Source organism: Hydrogenophaga sp. (genome assembly GCF_026125825.1).
Taxonomy (GTDB): domain Bacteria; phylum Pseudomonadota; class Gammaproteobacteria; order Burkholderiales; family Burkholderiaceae_C; genus Hydrogenophaga.
Genome location: NZ_JAHCKK010000038.1, coordinates 19,332 through 40,013 on the forward strand (window position 1 = coordinate 19,332; position 20,682 = coordinate 40,013).

Annotated in this window: 19 protein-coding genes and 1 other RNA gene; 8 read left to right on the plus strand and 12 right to left on the minus strand. The window is 65.7% G+C overall.

Annotated features, from left to right (window positions below):
• Positions 1 to 80: 80 nt before the first annotated feature.
• The 9 genes from lapB to gyrA all read right to left on the minus strand — a co-directional run bounded on the left by lapB (position 81) and on the right by gyrA (position 11,678).
• Positions 81 to 1,226: a lipopolysaccharide assembly protein LapB gene (lapB, locus tag KIT86_RS13610; protein ID WP_297399219.1), complete on the minus strand. Its 1,146-nt coding sequence runs from the start codon at positions 1,224 to 1,226 to the stop codon at positions 81 to 83.
• Positions 1,216 to 1,527 (minus strand): lipopolysaccharide assembly LapA domain-containing protein, encoded by a 312-nt coding sequence (locus tag KIT86_RS13615; protein ID WP_297399221.1) that lies wholly within the window; start codon positions 1,525 to 1,527, stop codon positions 1,216 to 1,218. Before KIT86_RS13615 ends, lapB begins: the two co-directional genes overlap by 11 nt.
• Before the next feature lie 45 nt (positions 1,528 to 1,572).
• Positions 1,573 to 1,893 (minus strand): integration host factor subunit beta, encoded by a 321-nt coding sequence (locus KIT86_RS13620; RefSeq protein ID WP_297399222.1) that lies wholly within the window; start codon positions 1,891 to 1,893, stop codon positions 1,573 to 1,575.
• 92 nt (positions 1,894 to 1,985) lie between these two features.
• Positions 1,986 to 3,671 (minus strand): 30S ribosomal protein S1, encoded by a 1,686-nt coding sequence (rpsA, locus tag KIT86_RS13625; RefSeq protein WP_297399224.1) that lies wholly within the window; start codon positions 3,669 to 3,671, stop codon positions 1,986 to 1,988.
• 180 nt (positions 3,672 to 3,851) lie between these two features.
• Entirely contained in the window at positions 3,852 to 5,903 is a 2,052-nt protein-coding gene (locus tag KIT86_RS13630; RefSeq protein WP_297399226.1) for a bifunctional 3-phosphoshikimate 1-carboxyvinyltransferase/cytidylate kinase, read from the minus strand.
• Positions 5,904 to 5,940: 37 nt separating this feature from the next.
• Positions 5,941 to 6,819, minus strand: coding sequence for a prephenate dehydrogenase/arogenate dehydrogenase family protein (locus KIT86_RS13635; protein ID WP_297399253.1), 879 nt, complete (start codon positions 6,817 to 6,819; stop codon positions 5,941 to 5,943).
• Positions 6,819 to 7,916, minus strand: a complete 1,098-nt coding sequence (gene pheA / locus KIT86_RS13640; RefSeq protein WP_297399228.1) for a prephenate dehydratase — start codon at positions 7,914 to 7,916, stop codon at positions 6,819 to 6,821. The genes KIT86_RS13635 and pheA overlap by 1 nt, the downstream gene beginning before the upstream one ends.
• Before the next feature lie 4 nt (positions 7,917 to 7,920).
• Entirely contained in the window at positions 7,921 to 9,027 is a 1,107-nt protein-coding gene (serC, locus tag KIT86_RS13645; protein ID WP_297399230.1) for a 3-phosphoserine/phosphohydroxythreonine transaminase, read from the minus strand.
• Entirely contained in the window at positions 9,027 to 11,678 is a 2,652-nt protein-coding gene (gene gyrA / locus KIT86_RS13650) for a DNA gyrase subunit A (protein WP_297399232.1), read from the minus strand. The genes serC and gyrA overlap by 1 nt, the downstream gene beginning before the upstream one ends.
• 260 nt (positions 11,679 to 11,938) lie before the next feature.
• On the opposite strand from gyrA, the gene ompA reads away from it, so the two are divergent.
• From ompA to ssrA, 4 genes are all read left to right on the plus strand, one after another.
• Positions 11,939 to 12,586, plus strand: coding sequence for an outer membrane protein OmpA (gene ompA / locus KIT86_RS13655; RefSeq protein ID WP_297399234.1), 648 nt, complete (start codon positions 11,939 to 11,941; stop codon positions 12,584 to 12,586).
• Positions 12,587 to 12,656: 70 nt separating this feature from the next.
• Positions 12,657 to 13,364: a bifunctional 2-polyprenyl-6-hydroxyphenol methylase/3-demethylubiquinol 3-O-methyltransferase UbiG gene (gene ubiG, locus KIT86_RS13660; protein ID WP_297399236.1), complete on the plus strand. Its 708-nt coding sequence runs from the start codon at positions 12,657 to 12,659 to the stop codon at positions 13,362 to 13,364.
• Complete coding sequence (locus KIT86_RS13665) at positions 13,361 to 14,032, plus strand: HAD-IA family hydrolase (RefSeq protein ID WP_297399239.1); 672 nt, start codon at positions 13,361 to 13,363, stop codon at positions 14,030 to 14,032. The genes ubiG and KIT86_RS13665 overlap by 4 nt, the downstream gene beginning before the upstream one ends.
• A gap of 13 nt (positions 14,033 to 14,045) precedes the next feature.
• Positions 14,046 to 14,422, plus strand: a transfer-messenger RNA (tmRNA) gene (ssrA, locus tag KIT86_RS13670).
• Positions 14,423 to 14,490: 68 nt separating this feature from the next.
• Here the strand turns inward: ssrA and KIT86_RS13675 are convergent.
• A complete protein-coding gene (locus KIT86_RS13675) occupies positions 14,491 to 15,078 on the minus strand; it encodes a DUF2062 domain-containing protein (RefSeq protein ID WP_297399241.1) in 588 nt (195 codons plus the stop codon).
• A 91-nt stretch (positions 15,079 to 15,169) separates the two neighbouring features.
• On the opposite strand from KIT86_RS13675, the gene KIT86_RS13680 reads away from it, so the two are divergent.
• Positions 15,170 to 15,931: a 16S rRNA pseudouridine(516) synthase gene (locus tag KIT86_RS13680; protein WP_297399255.1), complete on the plus strand. Its 762-nt coding sequence runs from the start codon at positions 15,170 to 15,172 to the stop codon at positions 15,929 to 15,931.
• On the opposite strand, the gene KIT86_RS13685 is transcribed toward KIT86_RS13680, so the two are convergent.
• Both KIT86_RS13685 and KIT86_RS13690 read right to left on the minus strand, forming a co-directional pair.
• On the minus strand, positions 15,928 to 16,656 hold the full coding sequence (locus tag KIT86_RS13685; protein WP_297399243.1) for a hypothetical protein: 729 nt from the start codon (positions 16,654 to 16,656) through the stop codon (positions 15,928 to 15,930). The two genes, KIT86_RS13680 and KIT86_RS13685, sit on opposite strands and share 4 nt — an antisense overlap.
• Positions 16,657 to 16,878: 222 nt before the next feature.
• Complete coding sequence (locus KIT86_RS13690) at positions 16,879 to 17,691, minus strand: alpha/beta hydrolase (protein WP_297399245.1); 813 nt, start codon at positions 17,689 to 17,691, stop codon at positions 16,879 to 16,881.
• A gap of 82 nt (positions 17,692 to 17,773) precedes the next feature.
• Between KIT86_RS13690 and KIT86_RS13695 the strand changes: the two genes are divergently transcribed.
• The 3 genes from KIT86_RS13695 to KIT86_RS13705 all read left to right on the plus strand — a co-directional run.
• Positions 17,774 to 18,670 (plus strand): EI24 domain-containing protein, encoded by an 897-nt coding sequence (locus tag KIT86_RS13695; protein WP_297399247.1) that lies wholly within the window; start codon positions 17,774 to 17,776, stop codon positions 18,668 to 18,670.
• On the plus strand, positions 18,667 to 19,482 hold the full coding sequence (locus KIT86_RS13700; protein WP_297399249.1) for a molybdopterin-binding protein: 816 nt from the start codon (positions 18,667 to 18,669) through the stop codon (positions 19,480 to 19,482). The genes KIT86_RS13695 and KIT86_RS13700 overlap by 4 nt, the downstream gene beginning before the upstream one ends.
• A 265-nt stretch (positions 19,483 to 19,747) precedes the next feature.
• A partial coding sequence (locus KIT86_RS13705; protein WP_297399251.1) for a glutamine synthetase beta-grasp domain-containing protein occupies positions 19,748 to 20,682 on the plus strand: 935 nt, incomplete at its 3' end.

Consider the following 20,682-nt stretch of genomic DNA (forward strand, 5'->3'; position numbering starts at 1 on the left):
CCGCGGAACCGGCTCTGCCAGGCCGCAGGTGTTGCCCCCTGGGGGGTGACGCGCCGCAGGCGAGGCGCGGGGGGAGCTGTTTACAGCTCTTCGACGCGACGGGCCGGGTAGCTGTCCCAGGCCTGGCAGCCCGGGCATTGCCAGAAGTGCTGGCGCGCCTCGAAGCCGCAGGCTGCGCAGCGGTAGCGCCGCAGTGGTGCACTCGCATGCTCCAGCGCCTTTTGGACGCTGGCCTTGGCGGTGGGGCTCGAAAGCGTCTCGCCTGCCATCCACCGGGTGGTGATGACCAGCGAGGGCTCGCGCTCCAGGTGGCTGAGGTAGTGGCTGCGCTCCGTTTCGGCTCCGCTGCTCAGGCTGGCCAGGGCTTCGGTGACGTCGATGGCCGGCGCGCGCTCATGGCTGGCCTGCAGCAGCTTCATGGCCTCGGCCTCGCGGCCGGTCTGCCGGGCCAGATCGGCCAGGGTGAGGGCGGCCAGCGGCAGGCTTTGCGGGGCATGCTGGTTCATGCGCACCAGGGCGTCGAACGCGCCCGGGGTGTCGCCGGTGTGCGCCTTCAGGGCCGACAGCGCCATCCAGCCGCGCGCCAGGTGCGGGGCGCGCTGCACGGCCTCGTTGAGCAACTGCAGGGCCTTGGCGGCATCGCCACCGCGCTGGGCGAGTTCGGCTTCTTCGCACAGGTAGTGCGCCAGGCGGGTGGCGAAGCTGCCCTGTTCGGCGTCTTCGAGGCGCTGGGCGATTCGCTTGGCCTGGGGCCAGTCGCGCGAGCGCTCGTAGATGCCCAGCAGCGCCAGCAGGGCCTCGCCTTCAAAGGCGGAGCCTTCGAGCTTGTGCAGGGCCGCCTCGGCCCGGTCCAGCAGGCCGGCCTTGAGGAAGTCGAGCGCCAGTGCGTGCTGCGCGCGGTCGCGGTCCTTGCGGTCGATGTCGGCGCGCGAGAGCAGATGCTCATGGACCCGCACGGCGCGGTCGTAGTCGCCGCGGCGGCGGAAGAGGTTGCCCAGGGCGAAGTGCAGCTCGGCCGTGTCCGGGTCACCCTGTACCGCTTCGATGAAGGCGTCGATGGCCTGGTCCTGCTGTTCGTTGAGCAGGTGGTTGAGGCCGCGGAAGTAGGCCTTGGGTGCCTGGCGGCCTTCCATGCGCCATTGGCGCAGGTCGAAGCGCGACGCGGCCCAGCCCAGCGCAAAGGCCAGCGGCAGGCCCCAGAGGAGCCAGGTGAAATCAAAGTCCATGCCGGCGGTCGATCGGATCGGGAGGGAGCAGGGAAGTGTCGCCGTCAAAGGCGGTGCTGTGCTGCGCCGAGGCCGAGCCGTGCTGGCGGCGGGTGCGACGGGCGCGCAGCCACAGCGGCAGCATCACGGCCACGCCGAGGAACACGCCGATCACCAGGGCCACCAGGATCACCAGCACCAGCGGGGCCTGCCAGCTGGTGCCGAAGAACAGGTGCAGCGTCACGCTGTCCTGGTTGTTGAGCGCGAAGGCGAACAGCACAAAAAAAATGGCTGCATTGAGCAGCCACATCAGGTATTTCACGTCGTCCCCTTTGTGGTGGGGCGATTGTAGCGAGCGGGCCTTGTATCAGGCCCGTTGCTGGGTTTCGCGGCCCAGAATCTCGGCGGTCTTCTTGTCCACCTCTTCGCGCAGGGCCTTGCCCGGCTTGAAGTGCGGCACCCGTTTCTCCGGAATCATCACGCTCTCACCGGAGCGCGGGTTGCGCCCGATGCGAGGTGAACGCCGGTTGACGGAAAAGCTGCCAAAACCCCGGATCTCGATGCGATGGCCCTTCACCAAGGCTTCGCCCATGGCATCCAGGATCGCCTTGACGGCGAACTCGGCATCGCGGTGGGTGAGCTGGCCGAAACGGCTGGCCAGAGCTTCAACGAGGTCGCTTCGGGTCATGTCGAATGGAGTGGGGGCGTTGGAGGAACAGCGCCGGGCAAGTGGCCGCCCTTGCGGGCGGGTCGCTCACCCGGCGCCGAACCGGTTTCGCTTCAGTTCTGGTTGTTGTCCAGCTTGGCGCGCAGCAGGGCGCCCAGGCTGGTCGTGCCGGCGTTTTCGCGGGAAGACTGCTGGCTCAGGGAGGCCATGGCTTCCTGCTGGTCGGCGGCGTCCTTGGCCTTGATCGACAGCTGGATGTTGCGGGTCTTGCGATCCACGTTCACCACCACGGCGTTGACTTCGTCGCCTTCCTTGAGCACGTTGCGCGCATCTTCCACGCGGTCACGGCTGATTTCGCTGGCGCGCAGGTAGCCCAGCACGTCTTCGCCCAGGTCGATCTCGGCGCCCTTGGCATCCACGGTCTTGACCTTGCCGGTCACGATGGAGCCCTTGTCGTTCACCGACACGAAGGTGGTGAACGGGTCGCCGTCGAGCTGCTTGATGCCCAGGGAGATGCGCTCGCGCTCCACGTCGATGGCCAGCACGATCGCTTCGACTTCCTGACCCTTCTTGTAGTTGCGCACGGCGGCTTCGCCGGGCTCGTTCCAGGACAGGTCGGAGAGGTGCACCAGGCCGTCGATGCCGGCAGCCAGGCCGACGAACACGCCGAAGTCGGTGATCGACTTGATCGGACCCTTGACGCGGTCACCGCGCTTGGTCTGCTCGGCGAACTCGTGCCAGGGGTTGGCGCGGCACTGCTTCATGCCCAGCGAGATGCGGCGCTTGTCTTCGTCGATGTCGAGCACCATGACTTCGACTTCGTCGCCCAGCGACACCAGCTTGGACGGGGCCACGTTCTTGTTGGTCCAGTCCATTTCGGAGACGTGCACCAGGCCTTCGATGCCCGGCTCGAGTTCCACGAACGCGCCGTAGTCGGCGATGTTGGTGATCTTGCCGAACATGCGGGTGCCTTGCGGGTAGCGGCGCGAAACGCCCATCCACGGGTCGTCGCCCATCTGCTTGAGACCCAGCGAGACGCGGTGCTTCTCGGTGTCGAACTTGAGGATCTTGGCGGTGATTTCCTGACCAGCCGTGACCACTTCGCTCGGGTGGCGCACGCGGCGCCATGCCATGTCGGTGATGTGCAGCAGGCCGTCGATGCCGCCCAGGTCCACGAACGCACCGTATTCGGTGATGTTCTTGACCACGCCGTGCACGATGGCGCCTTCCTTGAGGGTGTCCATCAGCTTGGCGCGCTCTTCGCCCATGGAGGCTTCCACCACGGCGCGGCGGCTCAGCACCACGTTGTTGCGCTTGCGGTCGAGCTTGATGACCTTGAATTCCAGGGTCTTGTTTTCGTACGGGGTCAGGTCCTTGGTCGGACGGCTGTCGACCAGCGAGCCCGGCAGGAAGGCGCTGATGCCGTTGACCATGACCTTGAGGCCGCCCTTGACCTTGCTGGAGGTCGTGCCGGTGACGAATTCGCCGGATTCGAGCGCTTTTTCCAGCGACATCCAGGAGGCCAGGCGCTTGGCCTTGTCGCGCGAGAGCAGGGTGTCACCGAAGCCGTTTTCCACGGAGTCGATGGCGACGGAGACGAAGTCACCGACCTGCACTTCGAGTTCGCCCTGGTCGTTCTTGAATTCGGCCAGAGGCACGTAGGCTTCCGACTTCAGGCCTGCGTTGACCACCACGTGGTTGTGCTCGATGCGCACGACTTCAGCGGTGATGACTTCGCCCGAGCGCATTTCGGCGCGTTTCAGGGACTCTTCGAACAGGGCGGCAAAAGATTCAGACATTGAATTTCCTAAACCACTCAGCGTCGGTGCAACAACCACAGGACTGCGGCTGGAACGGATGCGACGTGTGGGCGGTAGTGACGTTGCGGTGCGTGACACCGCGGGGTTAAGTGAAAAGAACCTTTCGGCCTGCGGGCTGGGAACGCCCGGCTGTGCCGTCAGGGCCATCAGAAAGCGCGCTCAGTTGCCCGAGAACGCCGTTTTGCCTTGCCACCAGTTCAAGACCCGCTGCACCGATTCCTCGATGTCCATGCCGGAGTTGTCCAGTTCCAAGGCGTCTTCGGCGGGCTTGAGGGGGGCGTGTGTGCGGGAGGTATCCCTCAGGTCACGCGCTTTCAGGTCTGCCAAAAGATCGTCGATGTTAGCAGCAATTCCCTTTGAAATCAACTGCTTATGTCGCCGTGCGGCGCGCTGTTCGGCGCTGGCGGTGAGGAACACCTTCAGCGGGGCGTCGGGAAAGATCACGGTGCCCATGTCGCGGCCATCGGCCACCAGGCCGGGCAACTGGCGAAAGGCGTGCTGCAGGCCCAGGAGGGCCTCCCGCACGGCGGGCACGGACGAGACCCGGGACGCCGCCATGCCCGCGGCTTCGGTGCGCAGGGCCTCGGTCACGTCCTGCCCCTGGAACAGGGTTCGCAGGCCTTCAAAGCGCACCTGCAGGCTGGCCGCGAGCTCACCCAGGCGGCGGGCATGCTCAGGGTCCTTCAGATCGGCTTCCAGGGTGGACAGTCCGGCTTTTTCGGCCGCGAGCCCGACCAGCCGGTACAGCACGCCCGAATCCAGCAGGTGGTAACCCAGCTGCTCGGCCACCTCGGCTGACAACGTGCCCTTGCCAGAGGCGGTGGGCCCGTCCACGCAGATCACCGGGATGCGCTCGCGGGGCGTGGTGCAGACCTGGAACAGGGTCTCGAAGTAGTCCGGGAAGGTCTTGGCGACGCACTTGGGGTCTTCGATGCGCACCGGCAGGTTCGCCGGGTTGAACGCTGCGAGCGAGAAACACATGGCGACACGGTGGTCGTCGTAGGTGTGGATGGACGCGGCGCGCCAGTCCTGCGCTCGGGCGGGTGGCGTGATGCGGATGAAATCCTCACCTTCTTCCACCGCCGCGCCAAGTTTGCGGCATTCCTTGGCCATGGCCGCGATGCGGTCGGTTTCCTTGACCCGCCAGCTGGCGATGTTGCGCAGCGTGGTGGTGCCGTCGGCGTAGAGGGCCATGGCCGCGAGCGTCATCGCGGCGTCGGGGATGTGGTTGCAATCCAGGTCGATGGCCTTGAGGGGCCAGGCTCCGCGCTGGATGTGCAGGCGGTTGGCTTCGCCCGAGATCCGGGCGCCCATGAGGCGGGCGGCTTCGACGAAGCGGATGTCACCCTGGATGGACGACAGGCCGACGCCTTCGATGGTGATGCCGTCGGTGCCCGGCGTGGCAGGGGCGAGGGCGCCCAGGGCAATGAAATAGCTGGCGGAGGAGGCGTCGCCCTCGACCGCGATGCGGCCGGGTGACTGGTATCGGCTGCCCGCGGGGATGGTGAAGCGTTGCCAGCCGTCGCGCCGCACAGCCACGCCAAAGCGCTCGAGCAGGTTGAGCGTGATCTCGATGTAGGGTCGCGAGATGAGCTCGCCCACCACGTCGATGGCGATGTCGCGCTCCTGCGCGACCAGGGGCAAGGCGAGCAGCAGCGCGGTGAGGAACTGGCTGGACACATCGCCCCGGACGCGGATGGGCTGGTCCAGCTGGAGGGCATGGGTCCGACCGTCGCCGAGTTTCAGCGGCGGATAGCCTTCGCTGGCGAGACAGGCCACGGGGCAGCCGAGCTGGCGCAGGGCATCGACCAGGTCGCCGATGGGGCGTTCGTGCATGCGCGCGACGCCACTGAGTTCGAAAGTACCGCCATGGCGGGCGGCCAGCAGCGCGAGCGATGCGGTGAGTGGCCGCATGGCCGTGCCCGCGTTGCCCAGGAACAGCTTGGCCTGCGGCACGGGCAGGGCGCCGCCCAGGCCATGCACGCGCAGGGCGCCATCGGGTTGAGGCTCGATGCGGCAGCCCAGTTCGGCCAGGGCCTTGAGCATCACCTGCGTGTCGTCGGAGTCGAGCAGGTCGGCGATGTCGGTGTGGCCCAGGCTGAGCGCGGCGAGCAGCAGCACGCGGTTGGAGATGCTCTTGGAGCCGGGAAGGCGCACGGTGCCGCCGGCACTGGCCAGCGGCGGGATGTCGAGGTGGGAAATGGCAAACATGCGCGAAGGTGAGGAGGCGGCGCCGAGGGGGCGCCGCTCAGCTGCGGGGCTTGATGGCGCTCATGCGCCAGCGGGCGCGCGTGCTGCTGGCCTGTTCGATCAGGGTTTCCAGGGCGTCGGGGTTGCCCGCGTTGATGGCAGTCTCCAGGGCGTGCAGTGCGCGCTGGAAATGGCGCGACTGCGCCAGCAGCTCTTCGCGGTTGGACATGAGGACGTCGCGCCACATGGCGGGGTCGCTGGCTGCGATGCGGGTGAAGTCGCGGAAGCCCGGGCCGGCCAACGAGAGGAAATCAGGCCCATCGGCCTGGCTCTGGATGGCGTTCATGAGCGCGAACGCCACCATGTGCGGGAGGTGGCTGACGGCGGCGTAGGCTGCGTCGTGTGCTTCCGGCGACATCTGCTTGACGTGGCAGCCGAGCGCGGTCCAGAGCTGGCTGGCTTTCTCGAGCTGGGCGGTCAGCGTGCGCTCGATCGGGGTGAGGATCACCTGGCGACCGTGGTAGAGCTCGGGGTCGGCGTGCTCCACACCGGCGACTTCCTTGCCCGCGATCGGGTGCGCGGGCACGAAGACGCCAACCTGGTCCTTGAGCACGCGGCGCGCGGCGTCGATCACCTCGCGCTTGGTCGAGCCCACGTCCATGATCAGCACGTTGCCGCGCACGAGATGGCGGATCGCCTTGAAGGTGGCCTCGGTGGCCGAGACCGGCACCGCGAGCAGCACGAGATCGGCACCCGAGACCGCCAGCAGCGCCGACGGGGCCTCGACGTCGATCACACCGAGCTGGCGCGCGCGTTCGGTGGTGGAGGGCGACTTGCTGTAGCCCACGACGCGCTTGACCAGGCCGGCGCGCTTGAGCGCCAGCGCGAAGGAGCCGCCCATCATGCCGCAGCCGATCAGTCCCAGTTGCTCAAACATCATTCGTTCACCGGGTATGCGCCCAGCACCTTGTAGAAGGCGCAGAGTCCTTTGAGTTCTTCCAGTGCGGCAGCCACGTGCGGTTGAGACGGGTGGCCGGCGATGTCGATGTAGAAGTAGTACTCCCACTGGCCCGACTTGGCCGGGCGCGACTCGAAGCGCGTCATGGACACGCCGTTGTTCTTCAACGGCACCAGGAGGTCGTGCACGGCACCGGGGCGGTTGGGCACCGAGACCACCAGGCTGGTGCAGTCGCGGCCGGATGCAGGCGGCATGGCCAGTGTCTGAGGCAGCGAGATCACGGCGAAGCGCGTGCGGTTGTACGCCTCGTCCTGGATCGCATGCGCCACGATGTGCAGCCCGAACTGGGCGGCGGCGCGTTCACTGGCCAGGCCAGCCCAGGCGGGGTTTTCGGCCGCCAGCCGCGCGCCTTCGGCGTTGCTGGAGACAGCGCGGCGTTCGGCGTTCGGCAGGTGTTGCGTGAGCCAGTTCTGGCACTGGGCCAATGCCTGGGGATGGGCCATGACAACCTCGATGCCATCGAGGTGGTTGACCTGGCGCAGCAGGTTGTGGCGGATCAGCAGGCTGACTTCCCCCACAACGTGCACTGGCGAACGCAGGAACAGGTCGAGCGAGCGCGCCACCACGCCTTCGGTGGAGTTCTCCATGCCCACCACGCCGAACTGGGCTGTGCCGGCGGCGGTGGCGTGGAACACCTCGTCGAAGTTGGCGCAATAGATCAGGTTGGCCGCGCCACCAAAGAACTCGATGGCCGCCTGCTCACAGAAGGTGCCCTGCGGACCCAGCACGGCCACGCGCTGCGGCGCCTCCAGCGCCAGGCAGGCGGACATGATCTCGCGCCAGATCGAGGCCACGTGCTGGTTGAGCAGCGGGCCCTGGTTGGCCCCCTGGATCTTCTCGATCACCTGGGCGACGCGGTCCGGCCGGAAGAAAGGCGAGCCCTCCGCGCGCTTGATGTCGCCGACCTGTTCGGCCACGCGAGCACGCTGGTTGAGCAGGGCCAGCAGTTGCTGGTCCAGCGCATCGATCTGCACGCGCAGTGCACCCAGGGCTTCGGACTGTGAGGGAAGGGTCATCGGATCAGACCTGTGTTTGTTCGAACTGGCGCATGTAGTCCACCAGCGCGCGCACGCCTTCGATCGGCATGGCGTTGTAGAGGCTGGCACGCATGCCACCCACGGATTTGTGGCCCTTGAGCTGCAGCAGGCCCGCCGCCTTGGCGCCCGCGAGAAAGGCCTCGTTGCGCGATTCGTCGCGCAGAAAGAAAGGCACGTTCATGCGCGAGCGGCAGTCTTTGGCGACCTTGTTGCTGTAGAAGGCCGACTGGTCGATGAAGTCGTACAGCAGTTGGGCCTTGGTGATGTTGCGGGCTTCCATCGCCGCCACGCCGCTCAGGCCGCCTTCGGTCTGGCGCTTGAGCCACTGGAAGGTGAGGCCGGCCATGTAGATGGCGAAGGTCGGCGGCGTGTTGTACATGGAGTGGTTGTCGGCCACGGTCTTGTAGTCGAACGCACTGGGGCAGGCCTGCAGGGCGTGCCCCAGCAGGTCTTCGCGGACCACCACGAGCGTGAGACCGGCTGGACCCAGGTTCTTCTGGGCTCCGCCGAAGGCCAGGCCGACGCGCGACCAGTCCACGGGGCGTGAGGCCACATGCGACGAAAAATCGATCACCAGGGGCGCGTCGCTGCCCAGCGCTTTGAGGTCGGGCAACTCATGCACTTCGACGCCATTGATGGTTTCGTTGCTGCACAGGTGCACGTAGCGCGCGCCGCGATCGAGTTGCCAGGAGGCCGGTGCGGGCAGGCTGGTGTGGTGGTCGGCTTCGTTGCTGGCGGCCACGCGGGCCGCGCAGTAGCGGCGCGCTTCCTTCAGCGACTTCTGGCTCCAGCTGCCGGTGACCACGAAGTCGACCGTTTCACCGCGCGAGAGGTTCAATGGAACGATGGCGTTTTCGGCCAGGCCACCGCCTTGCATGAAGAGAATGCGGAAATGCGCCGGCACGCAGAGCAGTTCGCGCAGGTCGGCTTCGGCGTTCTTGAGGATGACACCGAACTCCTGCCCTCGGTGGCTCATCTCCATCACGCTCATGCCACTGCCGTGCCAGTCGAGCATCTCGGCTGCCGCCTGCTGCAGCACCTCGGCGGGCATGGCTGCCGGGCCTGCGGAGAAGTTGTAGGGCCGTGCCATCACGGCTCGGTGCCTGCGTCGTCGGCTGCGTCCGCTGCGTTGGCATCGTCGCCCAGCTCCGGCACGTTGGCGTCGTTCTCCACGATGCGCTGCAAGCCCGAGAGCTCAGCGCCTTCGTCCAGGGCGATCAGCGTCACCCCTTGCGTGGCGCGACCCATTTCGCGGATCTCGGACACCCGGGTGCGCACCAGCACGCCCTTGTCGGTGATGAGCATGATTTCATCGTCGCTGTGCACCAGCGTGGCCGCCACGACCTTGCCGTTGCGCTCGCTCTGCTGGATCGCGATCATGCCCTTGGTGCCGCGCCCATGGCGGGTGTACTCGGCGATCGGCGTGCGCTTGCCATAGCCGTTGATGGTGGCGGTCAGCACGCTTTGCGCTTCGTCCTCGGCGACCAGCATGGCGATCACGCTCTGCGTGTCCTCGATCAGCATGCCGCGCACGCCGCGCGCGTTGCGGCCCATCGGACGCACGTCGTTCTCGTCGAAACGCACGGCTTTGCCGCCATCGCTGAACAGCATCACGTCGTGCTGCCCGTCGGTCAGGGCCGCACCGATGAGGAAGTCGCCTTCGTCGAGGTCGACGGCGATGATGCCGGCCTTGCGCGGGTTGCTGAATTCATCGAGCGCCGTCTTCTTGACCGTGCCCATGGAGGTGGCCATGAACACATAGCGGTCGGAGGGGAAGCTGCGCATCTCGCCGGTCAGCGGCAGCACCACGTTGATCTTCTCGCCTTCCTGCAGCGGGAACATGTTGACGATCGGGCGGCCGCGCGAACCGCGCGAGCCGGCCGGCACTTCCCACACCTTGAGCCAGTACAGCCGGCCGCGGTTGGAGAAGCACAGGATGTAGTCGTGCGTGTTGGCGATGAAGAGCTGGTCGATCCAGTCGTCTTCCTTGGTGGCCGTGGCCTGTTTGCCGCGGCCGCCGCGCTTTTGCGAACGGTATTCCGACAGCGGCTGGCTCTTGATGTAGCCGCTGTGGCTGAGCGTGACCACCATGTCGGTCGGCGTGATCAGGTCTTCGGTGGCGAGGTCCTGTGCGTTGTGCTCGATCTCGCTGCGGCGCGCTCCGAGCTTGGTCTGGCCGAACTCCTGCTTCACGACGATGAGCTCGTCGCCAATGATGGTCGACACCCGCTCGGGCTTGGCCAGGATGTCCAGCAGGTCATCGATCTCGCCCATGACCTCCTTGTACTCGGCCACGATCTTGTCCTGCTCCAGGCCGGTCAGGCGCTGCAGGCGCATCTGGAGGATTTCCTGCGCCTGGGTCTCGGACAAGCGGTACAGGCCGTCGCCGCCCATGCCGAACTCGCGCTCCAGGCCGTCGGGCCGGTAGTCGTCGGCGTTGATCACCCCGCCATCGGCGCGCGTGCGGGTGAGCATCTCGCGCACCAGTTGGCTGTCCCAGGGGCGGGCCATGAGCTCGGCCTTGGCCACCGGCGGGGTGGGCGACTCGCGGATGATGCGGATGAACTCGTCGATGTTGGCCAGGGCCACGGCGAGACCTTCGAGCACGTGGCCGCGTTCGCGCGCCTTGCGCAGGTTGAACACCGTGCGGCGGGTCACGACCTCGCGGCGATGCTCCAGGAAGACCTGAACCAGGTCCTTCAGGTTGCACAGGCGCGGCTGGCCGTCGACCAGGGCCACCATGTTGATGCCGAAGGTGTCCTGCAGTTGCGTCTGCTTGTACAGGTTGTTGAGCACCACCTCCGGCACTTCGCCGCGCTTGAGTTCGATCACCAGGCGCATGCCCGATTTGTCCGACTCGTCCTGGATGTGGCTGATCCCCTCGATCTTCTTTTCGTGGACGAGTTCGGCAATGCGCTCCTGCAGCGTCTTCTTGTTGACCTGGTAGGGCAGTTCGTCCACGATGATGGCCTGGCGCTGGCCACGATCAATGTCCTCGAAATGGCACTTGGCGCGCATCACCACGCGGCCCCGCCCGGTGCGATAGCCGTCCTTGACCCCATTGATGCCGTAGATGATGCCGGCCGTTGGAAAGTCGGGCGCGGGGATGATCTCCATCAGTTCGTCGATGGAAGCCTCAGGGCTCTTGAGCAAGTGCAGGCAGGCGTCCACCACCTCGTTGAGGTTGTGGGGCGGAATGTTGGTGGCCATGCCGACAGCGATGCCGGCCGAACCGTTCACGAGCAGGTTGGGCAGGCGCGACGGCAGGACCAGCGGCTCTTTTTCCGAACCGTCGTAGTTGGGACCGAAGTTGACGGTCTCCTTGTCGATATCTGCCAGCATTTCATGGGCGATCTTCGACAGGCGGATTTCCGTGTAGCGCATGGCCGCGGCGTTGTCGCCGTCGACCGAGCCGAAGTTGCCCTGTCCGTCCACGAGCATGTGCCGCAGCGAGAAGTCCTGCGCCATGCGCACGATGGTGTCGTACACCGCGCTGTCACCGTGCGGGTGGTACTTACCGATCACGTCGCCCACGATACGGGCCGACTTCTTGTAGGGGCGGTTCCAGTCGTTGTTGAGCTCGTGCATCGCGAAAAGCACGCGCCGGTGCACCGGCTTGAGACCATCCCGCGCGTCGGGCAGGGCGCGCCCCACGATCACGCTCATGGCGTAATCGAGGTAGCTGCGCCTCATTTCCTCTTCAAGACTGATGGGCAGGGTCTCTTTGGCGAACTGTGTCATGAGCGAGGGAATAAGTGCGTAGATGGACCGGAGGGCAACCTGTGATTTTAGACGGCGCGTTCTCCTACAACTTCTTGGGTCGTTTGTTGTACATCCACAACGAATGAGGTGACCTGCTGTATCCGGCGACTGCGCTGCATTGGCCGGCGGGCCGGGCATTCCGTGCTTGTGGCACAATAAATTCCAGCGTTTTTAGTGGTGGTCACTTGAAGCGTCGTTCTTGTCACGCAGTCTGTCTGCGGCTTATATAGAGGAAAACCATGAAAAAACTTAACAAAGTGGCAATGCTGTTGGCAACCGCCGCCATGGCAACGGCCGCCGGCGCCCAAACCATCGACAACTGGCGCAATGGCACCAGCGAGCTGGTCTGGAAAAACGGCACCAATGAACTCTGCTGGCGCGATGCCAACTGGACGCCCGCCACCGCCGCACAAGGCTGCGACGGTGCGATCGTGCCTGCCGCTGCACCTGCACCCGCTCCGGCCCCCGCTCCGGCTCCTGCCGCAGCACCGGCTCGCCCCGCTGCGCCTGCACCCGCTCCGGCACCCGTGGCATCCAAAGTGACCTACGCCGCTGACGCCTTCTTCGACTTCGACAAGGCTGTGCTCAAGCCCGAAGGCAAGGCCAAGCTGGACGATCTGGCTGGCAAGGTGTCCGGCATTGCTCTGGAAGTCGTGATTGCTGTGGGTCACACCGACTCCACCGGCGCTGCCAGCTACAACCAGAAGCTCTCCAACCGCCGCGCTGAAGCCGTCAAGGCCTACCTGGTGAGCAAGGGCATCGAAAGCAACCGCATCTACACCGAAGGCAAGGGCCTGACCCAGCCGGTGGCCGACAACGCCACCCGCGAAGGCCGCGCCAAGAACCGCCGCGTGGAAGTCGAAGTGGTCGGCACCCGCAAGAACTGATTCCCTTCAGTTTCGGTCCAAAAACCGCGCTTCGGCGCGGTTTTTTTATTGTGCTGGTGATAATCGAAGCATGAATCCGAACGTCAATGCCGATCCGGCCGAACTGGCCAAATTCTCCGACCTTGCCCATCGCTGGTGGGACCCAGACAGCGAATTCCGGCCCCTGCATCAGATCAATCCACTTCGCCTGGGTTGGATCGATGGATTGGCCGGATTGGCGGGCAAGCAGGTGCTCGATATTGGTTGTGGCGGCGGTATCCTGTCCGATTCGATGGCGCGCAAGGGGGCCGACGTGACGGGCATCGACCTGTCGGTCAAGGCGCTGCGGGTGGCGCAATTGCACGCGCTGGAAGCCGGCACCGCCAACGTCCGCTACCAGGAGATCAGCGCGGAGGCGATGGCGCAGGAACGGCCGGGCGCGTTCGACGTGGTGACCTGCATGGAGATGCTGGAACATGTGCCCGATCCCGCCTCCGTGGTGCGCGCCTGCTCGACCTTGGTCAAGCCCGGCGGCTGGGTGTTCTTCTCAACCCTCAACCGCAGCGCCAAGGCCTTCCTGTTTGCCGTGCTTGGCGCGGAGTACCTGCTCCAATTGTTGCCCAAGGGCACCCACGAGTATGCGAAGTTCATCCGGCCCAGCGAACTGGCGAGTCACTGCCGCGCCGCTGGCCTGGAACTCGATCAGACCCGGGGCATGGAATACAACCCGTTGACACAACGGTATTGGCTCAGCGCCGACACCAGCGTCAACTACCTGTTCGCGACGCGCAAGCCATGACCGTTTTCCAGGGGGTGCATGCCGTCCTGTTCGATCTGGACGGGACCTTGATCGACAGTGCGTCGGACCTCGGTGCCTCTGCCGACGGTATGCGGGTGCGCCGGGGCATGGCCTCGCTGCCGCTGGAGCAGTACCGGCCTCATGCCGGCTCCGGGGCGCGGGGCATGTTGCACGTGGCCTTCGGCATTGCGCCCGAGCATGAGGACTACCCCGCGCTGAAGGAGGAGTTCTTCGGCGCCTACGAAGCGCGCATGACGCTGCGCACGGCGCCGTTCGATGGCGTGGGCGATCTGCTGGCCCGTCTTGTGAATGGCGGACTGCGCTGGGGCGTCGTGACCAACAAGTCGCAGCGGTTCACCGAGCCGCTTTCGAAGGCGATGGCGCTCTTCGACACCGCTTCTGTCGTGATCAGCGGCGATACCACGCCACACGCCAAGCCGCACCCCGAGCCCTTGCTGGAGGCGGCACGCCGCCTGCGGCTGTTGCCGAGCCAGTGCATTTACGTGGGCGATGACGAGCGCGACATCCGCGCGGGCAAGGCCGCTGGGATGCCGACGGTGGCGGCGCGCTACGGTTATCTCGGTTGGGGCGCCGATGTGACGACCTGGGGCGCGGACGCGGAGGTTTCTTCGCCCCTGCAGCTCTTGAAATTGCTGGAACTGCCTTAAACTCCTTGTTCCTGGGGCTGCACTGGTTTCGACGTGGGTTCGGACGCGCAGCAGGGCATGTCGAGGTTCTGTCACCTCGTTAATCCGCAGAAAAAAACCAACTGCAAACGACGAACGTTTCGCACTCGCCGCTTAAACACCGGTGAGCCTCGCAACAGCAGGCCGATGGGCTGGGCAAGGGGGTCGAAAGACCTCCCGGCTGCGAGGTAATTTACATGGGCTGGCTCTGCGTCGGGCACCTTGGCGCAGGGTGAGATTCAAGGATGCTGGCTTCCCGTTTAGCGTGCCACTGCGCGACTCGGGCGGCGAGACTCAAAACAGACGGCTACACATGTAGAACTGCTCGAAGAAGGCTTGCGGACGGGGGTTCGAATCCCCCCAGCTCCACCACTATTGAAGAGCCCGCCCGGCCTCTGGCCCGGCGGGCTTTGTTTCAGCCGTGCGCAACGCGGCCGCCATCAGGCTGGCGGCGAAGAGCGCTGGCGCAGTCTGCGCTTGCGCTCCCAGCGCGTCTTGAGAATCCACAACCCGCTGATGAGGCCGTAGACGAGGAGTCCGCTCAAGGTGGCGATGATGGACAGGCCCACAGCCAACGGCTTGCCGGCTGTCCTGAGGTGCTCGAGGCCTCTGGCAGCGCGCTGCGTCCAGGTCGGCTTTGCCCCCTCGGTCTTCTCTGGTGCCTGCGTTATCTCGAGCTCGGCCATCGCCTCGCGCTCCGTCACGCTGGGCTCGCCCAGCACCACTTTGCCCAGCCGGTAGGCGCCGTAGTAGACCGGCGCGAAGGTCACCGGATTCGTCACGAAGGTGCTGGCGACCGCCATGGGCAGATTCGCTCTGAGCGCCACGGCAGCGGCGGCGGACAGGGGCATTTGGGCGATGGGGACGAGCAGCCCGAAGAAAATGCCCACGGCCACGCCCATGGCGATGCCTCTGCGGCTGAAGTGCCACAGCCGGGGCTGATGCAGCACCGGCCCCATCCAGCGCAGCCAGCGGTGATGGCGCAGGCCGTCCTGTGTGTTGAGCCAGTTCTTGATCCGTTGCTTCATGCGCGAGCGTGAGGGCGCCGACGGAGGGCGGCCTGCCATTGAGGTGTGTCGCTGTCTGAGTCGCGTCAGCGGCGACAATTCCCGCACCATGATGCAATTGCAGGACATTCTTTTTTCACAGGGCTTCGGCACGCGCCGCATCTGCAGCGGTCTGGTGCAGCAGGGCCTGGTTTCGGTGGGTGAGGACAGCTCACCCTGCACCGATCCTTCGACGGCTTTCAAGGAGGAGGGGCTGGTGTTCCGGGTGCAGGGGGAGGTCTGGCATTACCACGCCCGTGCGTACCTCCTGCTTCACAAGCCTGCAGGCTACGAGTGCTCCCAGAAGCCCAGCACCTACCCCAGCGTCTACACCCTGTTGCCCGGACCCTTGCGCCAACGCGGAGGCGGCGCTGCCGCGGGCGTGCAGGCCGTCGGGCGGCTCGACCAGGACACCACGGGCCTGCTGCTGATGTCCGACGATGGCAAGTTCATCCACCGCATGACGTCACCGCGCCACCACGTGCCCAAGGTGTACGAAGCCCAGGTCAAGCATCCACTCGATGCCCGGCAGATCGCCCGCCTGCTGGAAGGGGTGGTGCTGGACGACGATCCCAAGCCTGTGAAGGCCCAGGCGTGTGAAGCCGTCAGCGAACATCACCTGCGGTTGACCTTGACGGAGGGCAAGTACCACCAGGTCAAGCGCATGGTGGCGGCCGTCGGCAACCGGGTGGAAGGCTTGCACCGGTCGTCCATCGGCGGTCTGGTGCTGTCGCCAGACCTCAAGGCGGGGCAGTGGCGATGGCTGACCGCCGCTGAAGTGCTGGCTCTCACGCAGAAAGCGCCCGGCGCGGCGAGCGCCCAGGGCGGGGCTTAGAGGAGGTCGCCCTTGCGGCTGTCCAGTGGCATGAGGAATGAGTTTTCCTGCCACTGCGAGTTGAAGTCGCTGCGCGGGTCGCCGGTGGTGCTGTTGGGCCAGTTCGACAGCGGGCTGAAGTCGCTGTTGCGGTTGCTGCGCTGGCGCGTGAGCGCGGTGCGCAGACTGGCTTGAGCGGCAATGATGGCGCGCTCTTCCATTTCGCGTTCGCGCATGGAATGGTTGAGCGAGGATTCGCCCAGGAACTCGGCCCGGATCTCGGCGACCGTGGGCAGGCTGTTGGAGCGGACCACCCAGTAGGGCAGGCCGCACTGGGTCAGCAGGGAGTGCTTCAGGGTGCGGGTGCTGCGCGGCAAGCCAGCGCTGCCCGGCACATCCAGGCAGCCGAGCACGCGCCCGTCCGAGCGGCAGACGGTGAAGGTGCAGTACACGCCGCCCAGAAGCTTGTACCAGTCCATGCCTTGCTCCTTGTCGCGCGGCAGGGTAAAGCGCGTCACCGGCAGCTTGATCATGACGTGGTGGTCGTAGAAGGCGCGAGCCAGCCAATGCCAGACGCGGGCTTCCTCGCTGTTGGCAAGTGCGCGTGTGCTCAGGGGCCAATGCTTGGGAATGCGCCGCCGTTCACGCGCCTGCTTGTCCACCCAGACGCGGTGCAGGAATGCCCCCAGGGCCAGCAGAGCGGGCGCGAGCACGGCAAGCAGCCATGGGTTGTTCCAAGTGTTCATGGTGGCGAAGGGTGGCGTCTATTTGTATCAAAGTGTAGAGGTTTGCCGGACCTTCGGCGGGCTTTGTGGCCCGGCATGTACACGATTCGTGTGAATTTCTTGGGGTTTGGAGGCGTTTAATACCCACGGCCGTGCGACGCGACCGGTCGGCGGCCTGCGCACGCCGTGGGCGTTCCATTGTGCCCAACTGCGCGCCGGGCGCGCATCCCTAGAGTGGGGAAATCAGCCCTCGTGGGCCAGAAAACCCACCACGGCGCGGGTCAGGGCCTCGGGTTGATCACGGTGGGGGCTGTGGCCGCAATCGGGCAGCTCGAGGCGTTGGGCGTGCGGCACCGCCTTCGCGATCTCGTCCAGCTGGGCCAGCGTGCCGTATTCGTCGCCCAGGCCTTGCACCAGCAGCAGGGGTGCGGAGATGGCTTGGCACTCGGTGCGGATGTCAAACTCACGAAAGGCGGGGCTGAGCCAGACGTCGTTCCACTGCCAGAAGGCGTTGTCCACGTTGGCGTGGTAGCGAGAGAGGCGTTGGCGAAGCCCAGCGGGGTCGCCTTCGTACAGGGCCTTGGCCTGGGCGATGGCGTTCAGCGCAATGTCTTCGATAAAGACATGGGGTGCCATGGCCACACAGGCCGTCACCGGGTGGCGGCTGGCATGGAGCAGGGCGATGGTGGCACCGTCCGAATGGCCCACAAGCACGGGCCGGGACACCCCCAGGGCCTTCAACAGCGCCGGCAGGACCTGCCAGGCCTCGTGGTGCATGTAATCGGGCTCGTGGCGGCCGATGTGCCAGGGCCCCTGCCACCGCGCTTGGCCGCGCACGTCGGCCACCGGATCGGACTGACCATAGCCGCGGCGCGAGTACAGCCAGCCGGCGCGCCCGGCCGCGGCGCAAAGTTCGGCGGGCCAATGCCGGCCCCGTTGATGCCACATGGCCACGCTGCCCAGGCCTTCATGCAGGAAGACCAGGGGGGCACGATGCGCAGGACCGGGAATGTGGGCCACTTCCAGGCCCACGCCCGCGATGTCGATGAATTGCATGGGCCGATCCTAGCGTTGCGGCGCCTGGCGCGAGCACCGCCTCCAGGGTGGCCTGACATGGATTGGATGTATTCTTGCCGCCATGTCCCTGCTGTTCGATTCCTTCTGGCGCGCCATCGCCTATTGCATGCATCCGCGGGTGATTGCGCTGTCGTTTCTACCGCTGATCCTGATGGTGGTGCTGTCGTTCGGCCTGGGCTACTTTTTCTGGGAAAACGCGGTGGCCTCGGTGACGGCGTGGCTGGAAGCGTTCGACCTCATCCAGATGTTCCTGGGCTGGCTTGAGCGCCTGGGCCTGGGCTCGCTGCGAACCGTGTTTGCACCGTTGCTGGTGCTGGTATTGGCCACGCCGGTGATCGTGCTGCTGTGCCTGCTGCTGGTGGCGATGTTCATGACGCCCGCGATGGTGGAGCTCGTCGGGCAGCGGCGCTTCCCCAGCCTGGAGCGCAAGCACGGAGGCTCTTTGCTGGTCAGCGTCCTGTGGTCGCTCGGCTCCACGTTGTTGGCGGTGCTGGCTTTGTTGGTGTCCATGCCACTGTGGCTGGTGCCACCGCTGGTGCTCATCCTTCCACCCCTGATCTGGGGCTGGCTGACCTACCGGGTGTTCGCGTTCGACGCGCTGGCCACGCACGCCAGCGGGGACGAGCGCAAGGCCATCCTTCGCCAGCACCGTGGCAGCCTGCTCGTGATGGGCGTGCTCAGCGGCTACCTGGGCGCTGCGCCCAGCCTGCTGTGGGCTTCGGGCGCGATGTTCATCGCATTGGCACCCTTGCTGGTGCCCGTGGCAATCTGGATCTATACGCTGGTGTTCGCGTTCGCCTCGCTCTGGTTCGCCCACTTCTGCCTGACCGTGTTGCAGCGCCAGCGGGCGCAGGCTGCGGGGCAGGTGGGGGGCGCCGAACCCAGCCCAGCGGCCTCACCGACCTTGCCAGCCCAGGAGCCAGGGTCTTCATTCAACCAGCCACCCACTCTTTCATGACACCCACCTTCGGCCTGATCATCGTTGGTGACGAGATCCTTTCCGGCAAGCGCAGCGACAAACACCTTCCCAAGATCATCGAGCTCTTGTCTCAGCGCGGTCTGTCCCTCTCCTGGGCCAAGCTGGTCGGCGACGACCGCGACCGCATCACCGCCACGCTGAGCGACGCGTTCGCCGGCAGCGACGCGGTGTTCTGCTGCGGCGGCATCGGTGCCACGCCCGATGACCACACGCGCCAGTGCGCCGCCGCCGCCCTGGGCGTGGAGTTGATGCTGCACCCGCAGGCCAAGGAGCTGATCGAGTCTCGCATGCGCGACACCGCCGCCGAGCGCGGCGAGGTGTTCGACCCCGAGCGGCCGGACAACGTCCACCGCTACAACATGGGTGTGTTTCCCGTGGGCGCGCGCCTGATCCTCAATCCGTACAACAAGATTCCCGGATTCAGCTGTGATGGGGCGGGGGGCGGCAGCGTGCATTTCGTGCCAGGCTTTCCCGTGATGGCCTGGCCCATGATCGAAGGCGTGCTCGACACCGAGTACGCGCAATGGCACCGGCAGGGGGCCTGGCAAGAGCGCTCGGTAATCGTGTTCGGCGCCATGGAAGCCACCCTCACGCCGCTCATGGAGCAGATCGAGCAGGCCCACCCCGTCAAGGTGTTCAGCTTGCCCAGCGTAGACCACCCCGAGTACGGCCGTCACATCGAACTGGGGGTCAAAGGGGCGACCGAGGCGGTGGCCCCGGCCTACGCCCAGTTGCTGGCGGGCCTTCATCGGCACGATGCCAAGCTGGGCCCCGAAATGGTGCGGAACTGAGTGGCACCAATGTGGTGCGTCTGTTGGTTGCACCCAATGGGTGCGGCAGCGACAGGCAGCGCCCGACACGGTGCACGCCAGGGCGGAACGCTTCCTTTCATGTGAGCCGGCCGACCCTTTGTGGCGCATGGGCTGGGCCATAATTCCCGCTGTCCCGTGAAGCCGGGGGAGCCAGCGCCCGCGCGTGACCCACTTTGTGGCACACATTCTGCTTATCAGCAGCGTCGTTTTCAATTTTCCACTCACCCAGCTACAGGAGTATTTGATGGCCAAGACCGTCGCAGACGTGATGCAAATGGTGAAAGACAACGAAGTGAAGTTCGTTGACTTCCGCTTCACCGACACCCGGGGCAAAGAACAGCACGTCACCGTGCCCGTGTCTCACTTCGACGAAGACAAGTTCAGCTCGGGCCACGCGTTCGACGGCTCTTCGGTGGCTGGCTGGAAAGGCATCGAAGCCTCGGACATGCAGCTCATGCCCGACCCCAACACCGCCAACATCGATCCCTTCTTTGAAGAGACCACGCTCTTCCTGCAGTGCGATGTGATCGAGCCGGGCGATGGCAAGGCCTACGACCGCGACCCGCGTTCCATCGCCAAGCGCGCCGAGGCCTACCTCAAGGCCTCCGGCCTGGGCGACACGGCCTTCTTCGGACCCGAGCCCGAATTCTTCATCTTCGACGGCGTTCGCTGGAGCAACGAACCCGGTCGCGTGATGTGCGAGATCGAAGAGTATGAAGCCCCCTGGAACAGCGGTGCCAAGCTCGAAGGCGGCAACCGCGGCCACCGCCCCACCGTCAAGGGCGGCTACTTCCCCGTGCCCCCCGTCGACAGCACGCAGGACATGCGCGCCGAGATGTCCCTGATCCTCGAGTCGCTGGGCATTCCGGTCGAAGTGTTCCACCACGAAGTGGCGGGCGCCGGCCAGAACGAAATCGGCACCAAGTTCAGCACGCTGGTCGAGCGCGCCGACTGGACGCAGGTGCTCAAGTATGTGGTGTGGAACGTCGCCAATGCCTACGGCAAGACCGCCACCTTCATGCCCAAGCCTTACGCTGGCGACAACGGCAGCGGCATGCACGTGCACCAGTCCATCTGGAAAGACGGCAAGAACCTGTTCGCGGGCAAGGGCTACGCCGGCCTGTCGGATTTCGCGCTGCACTACATCGGCGGCATCATCAAGCATGCCCGCGCGCTCAC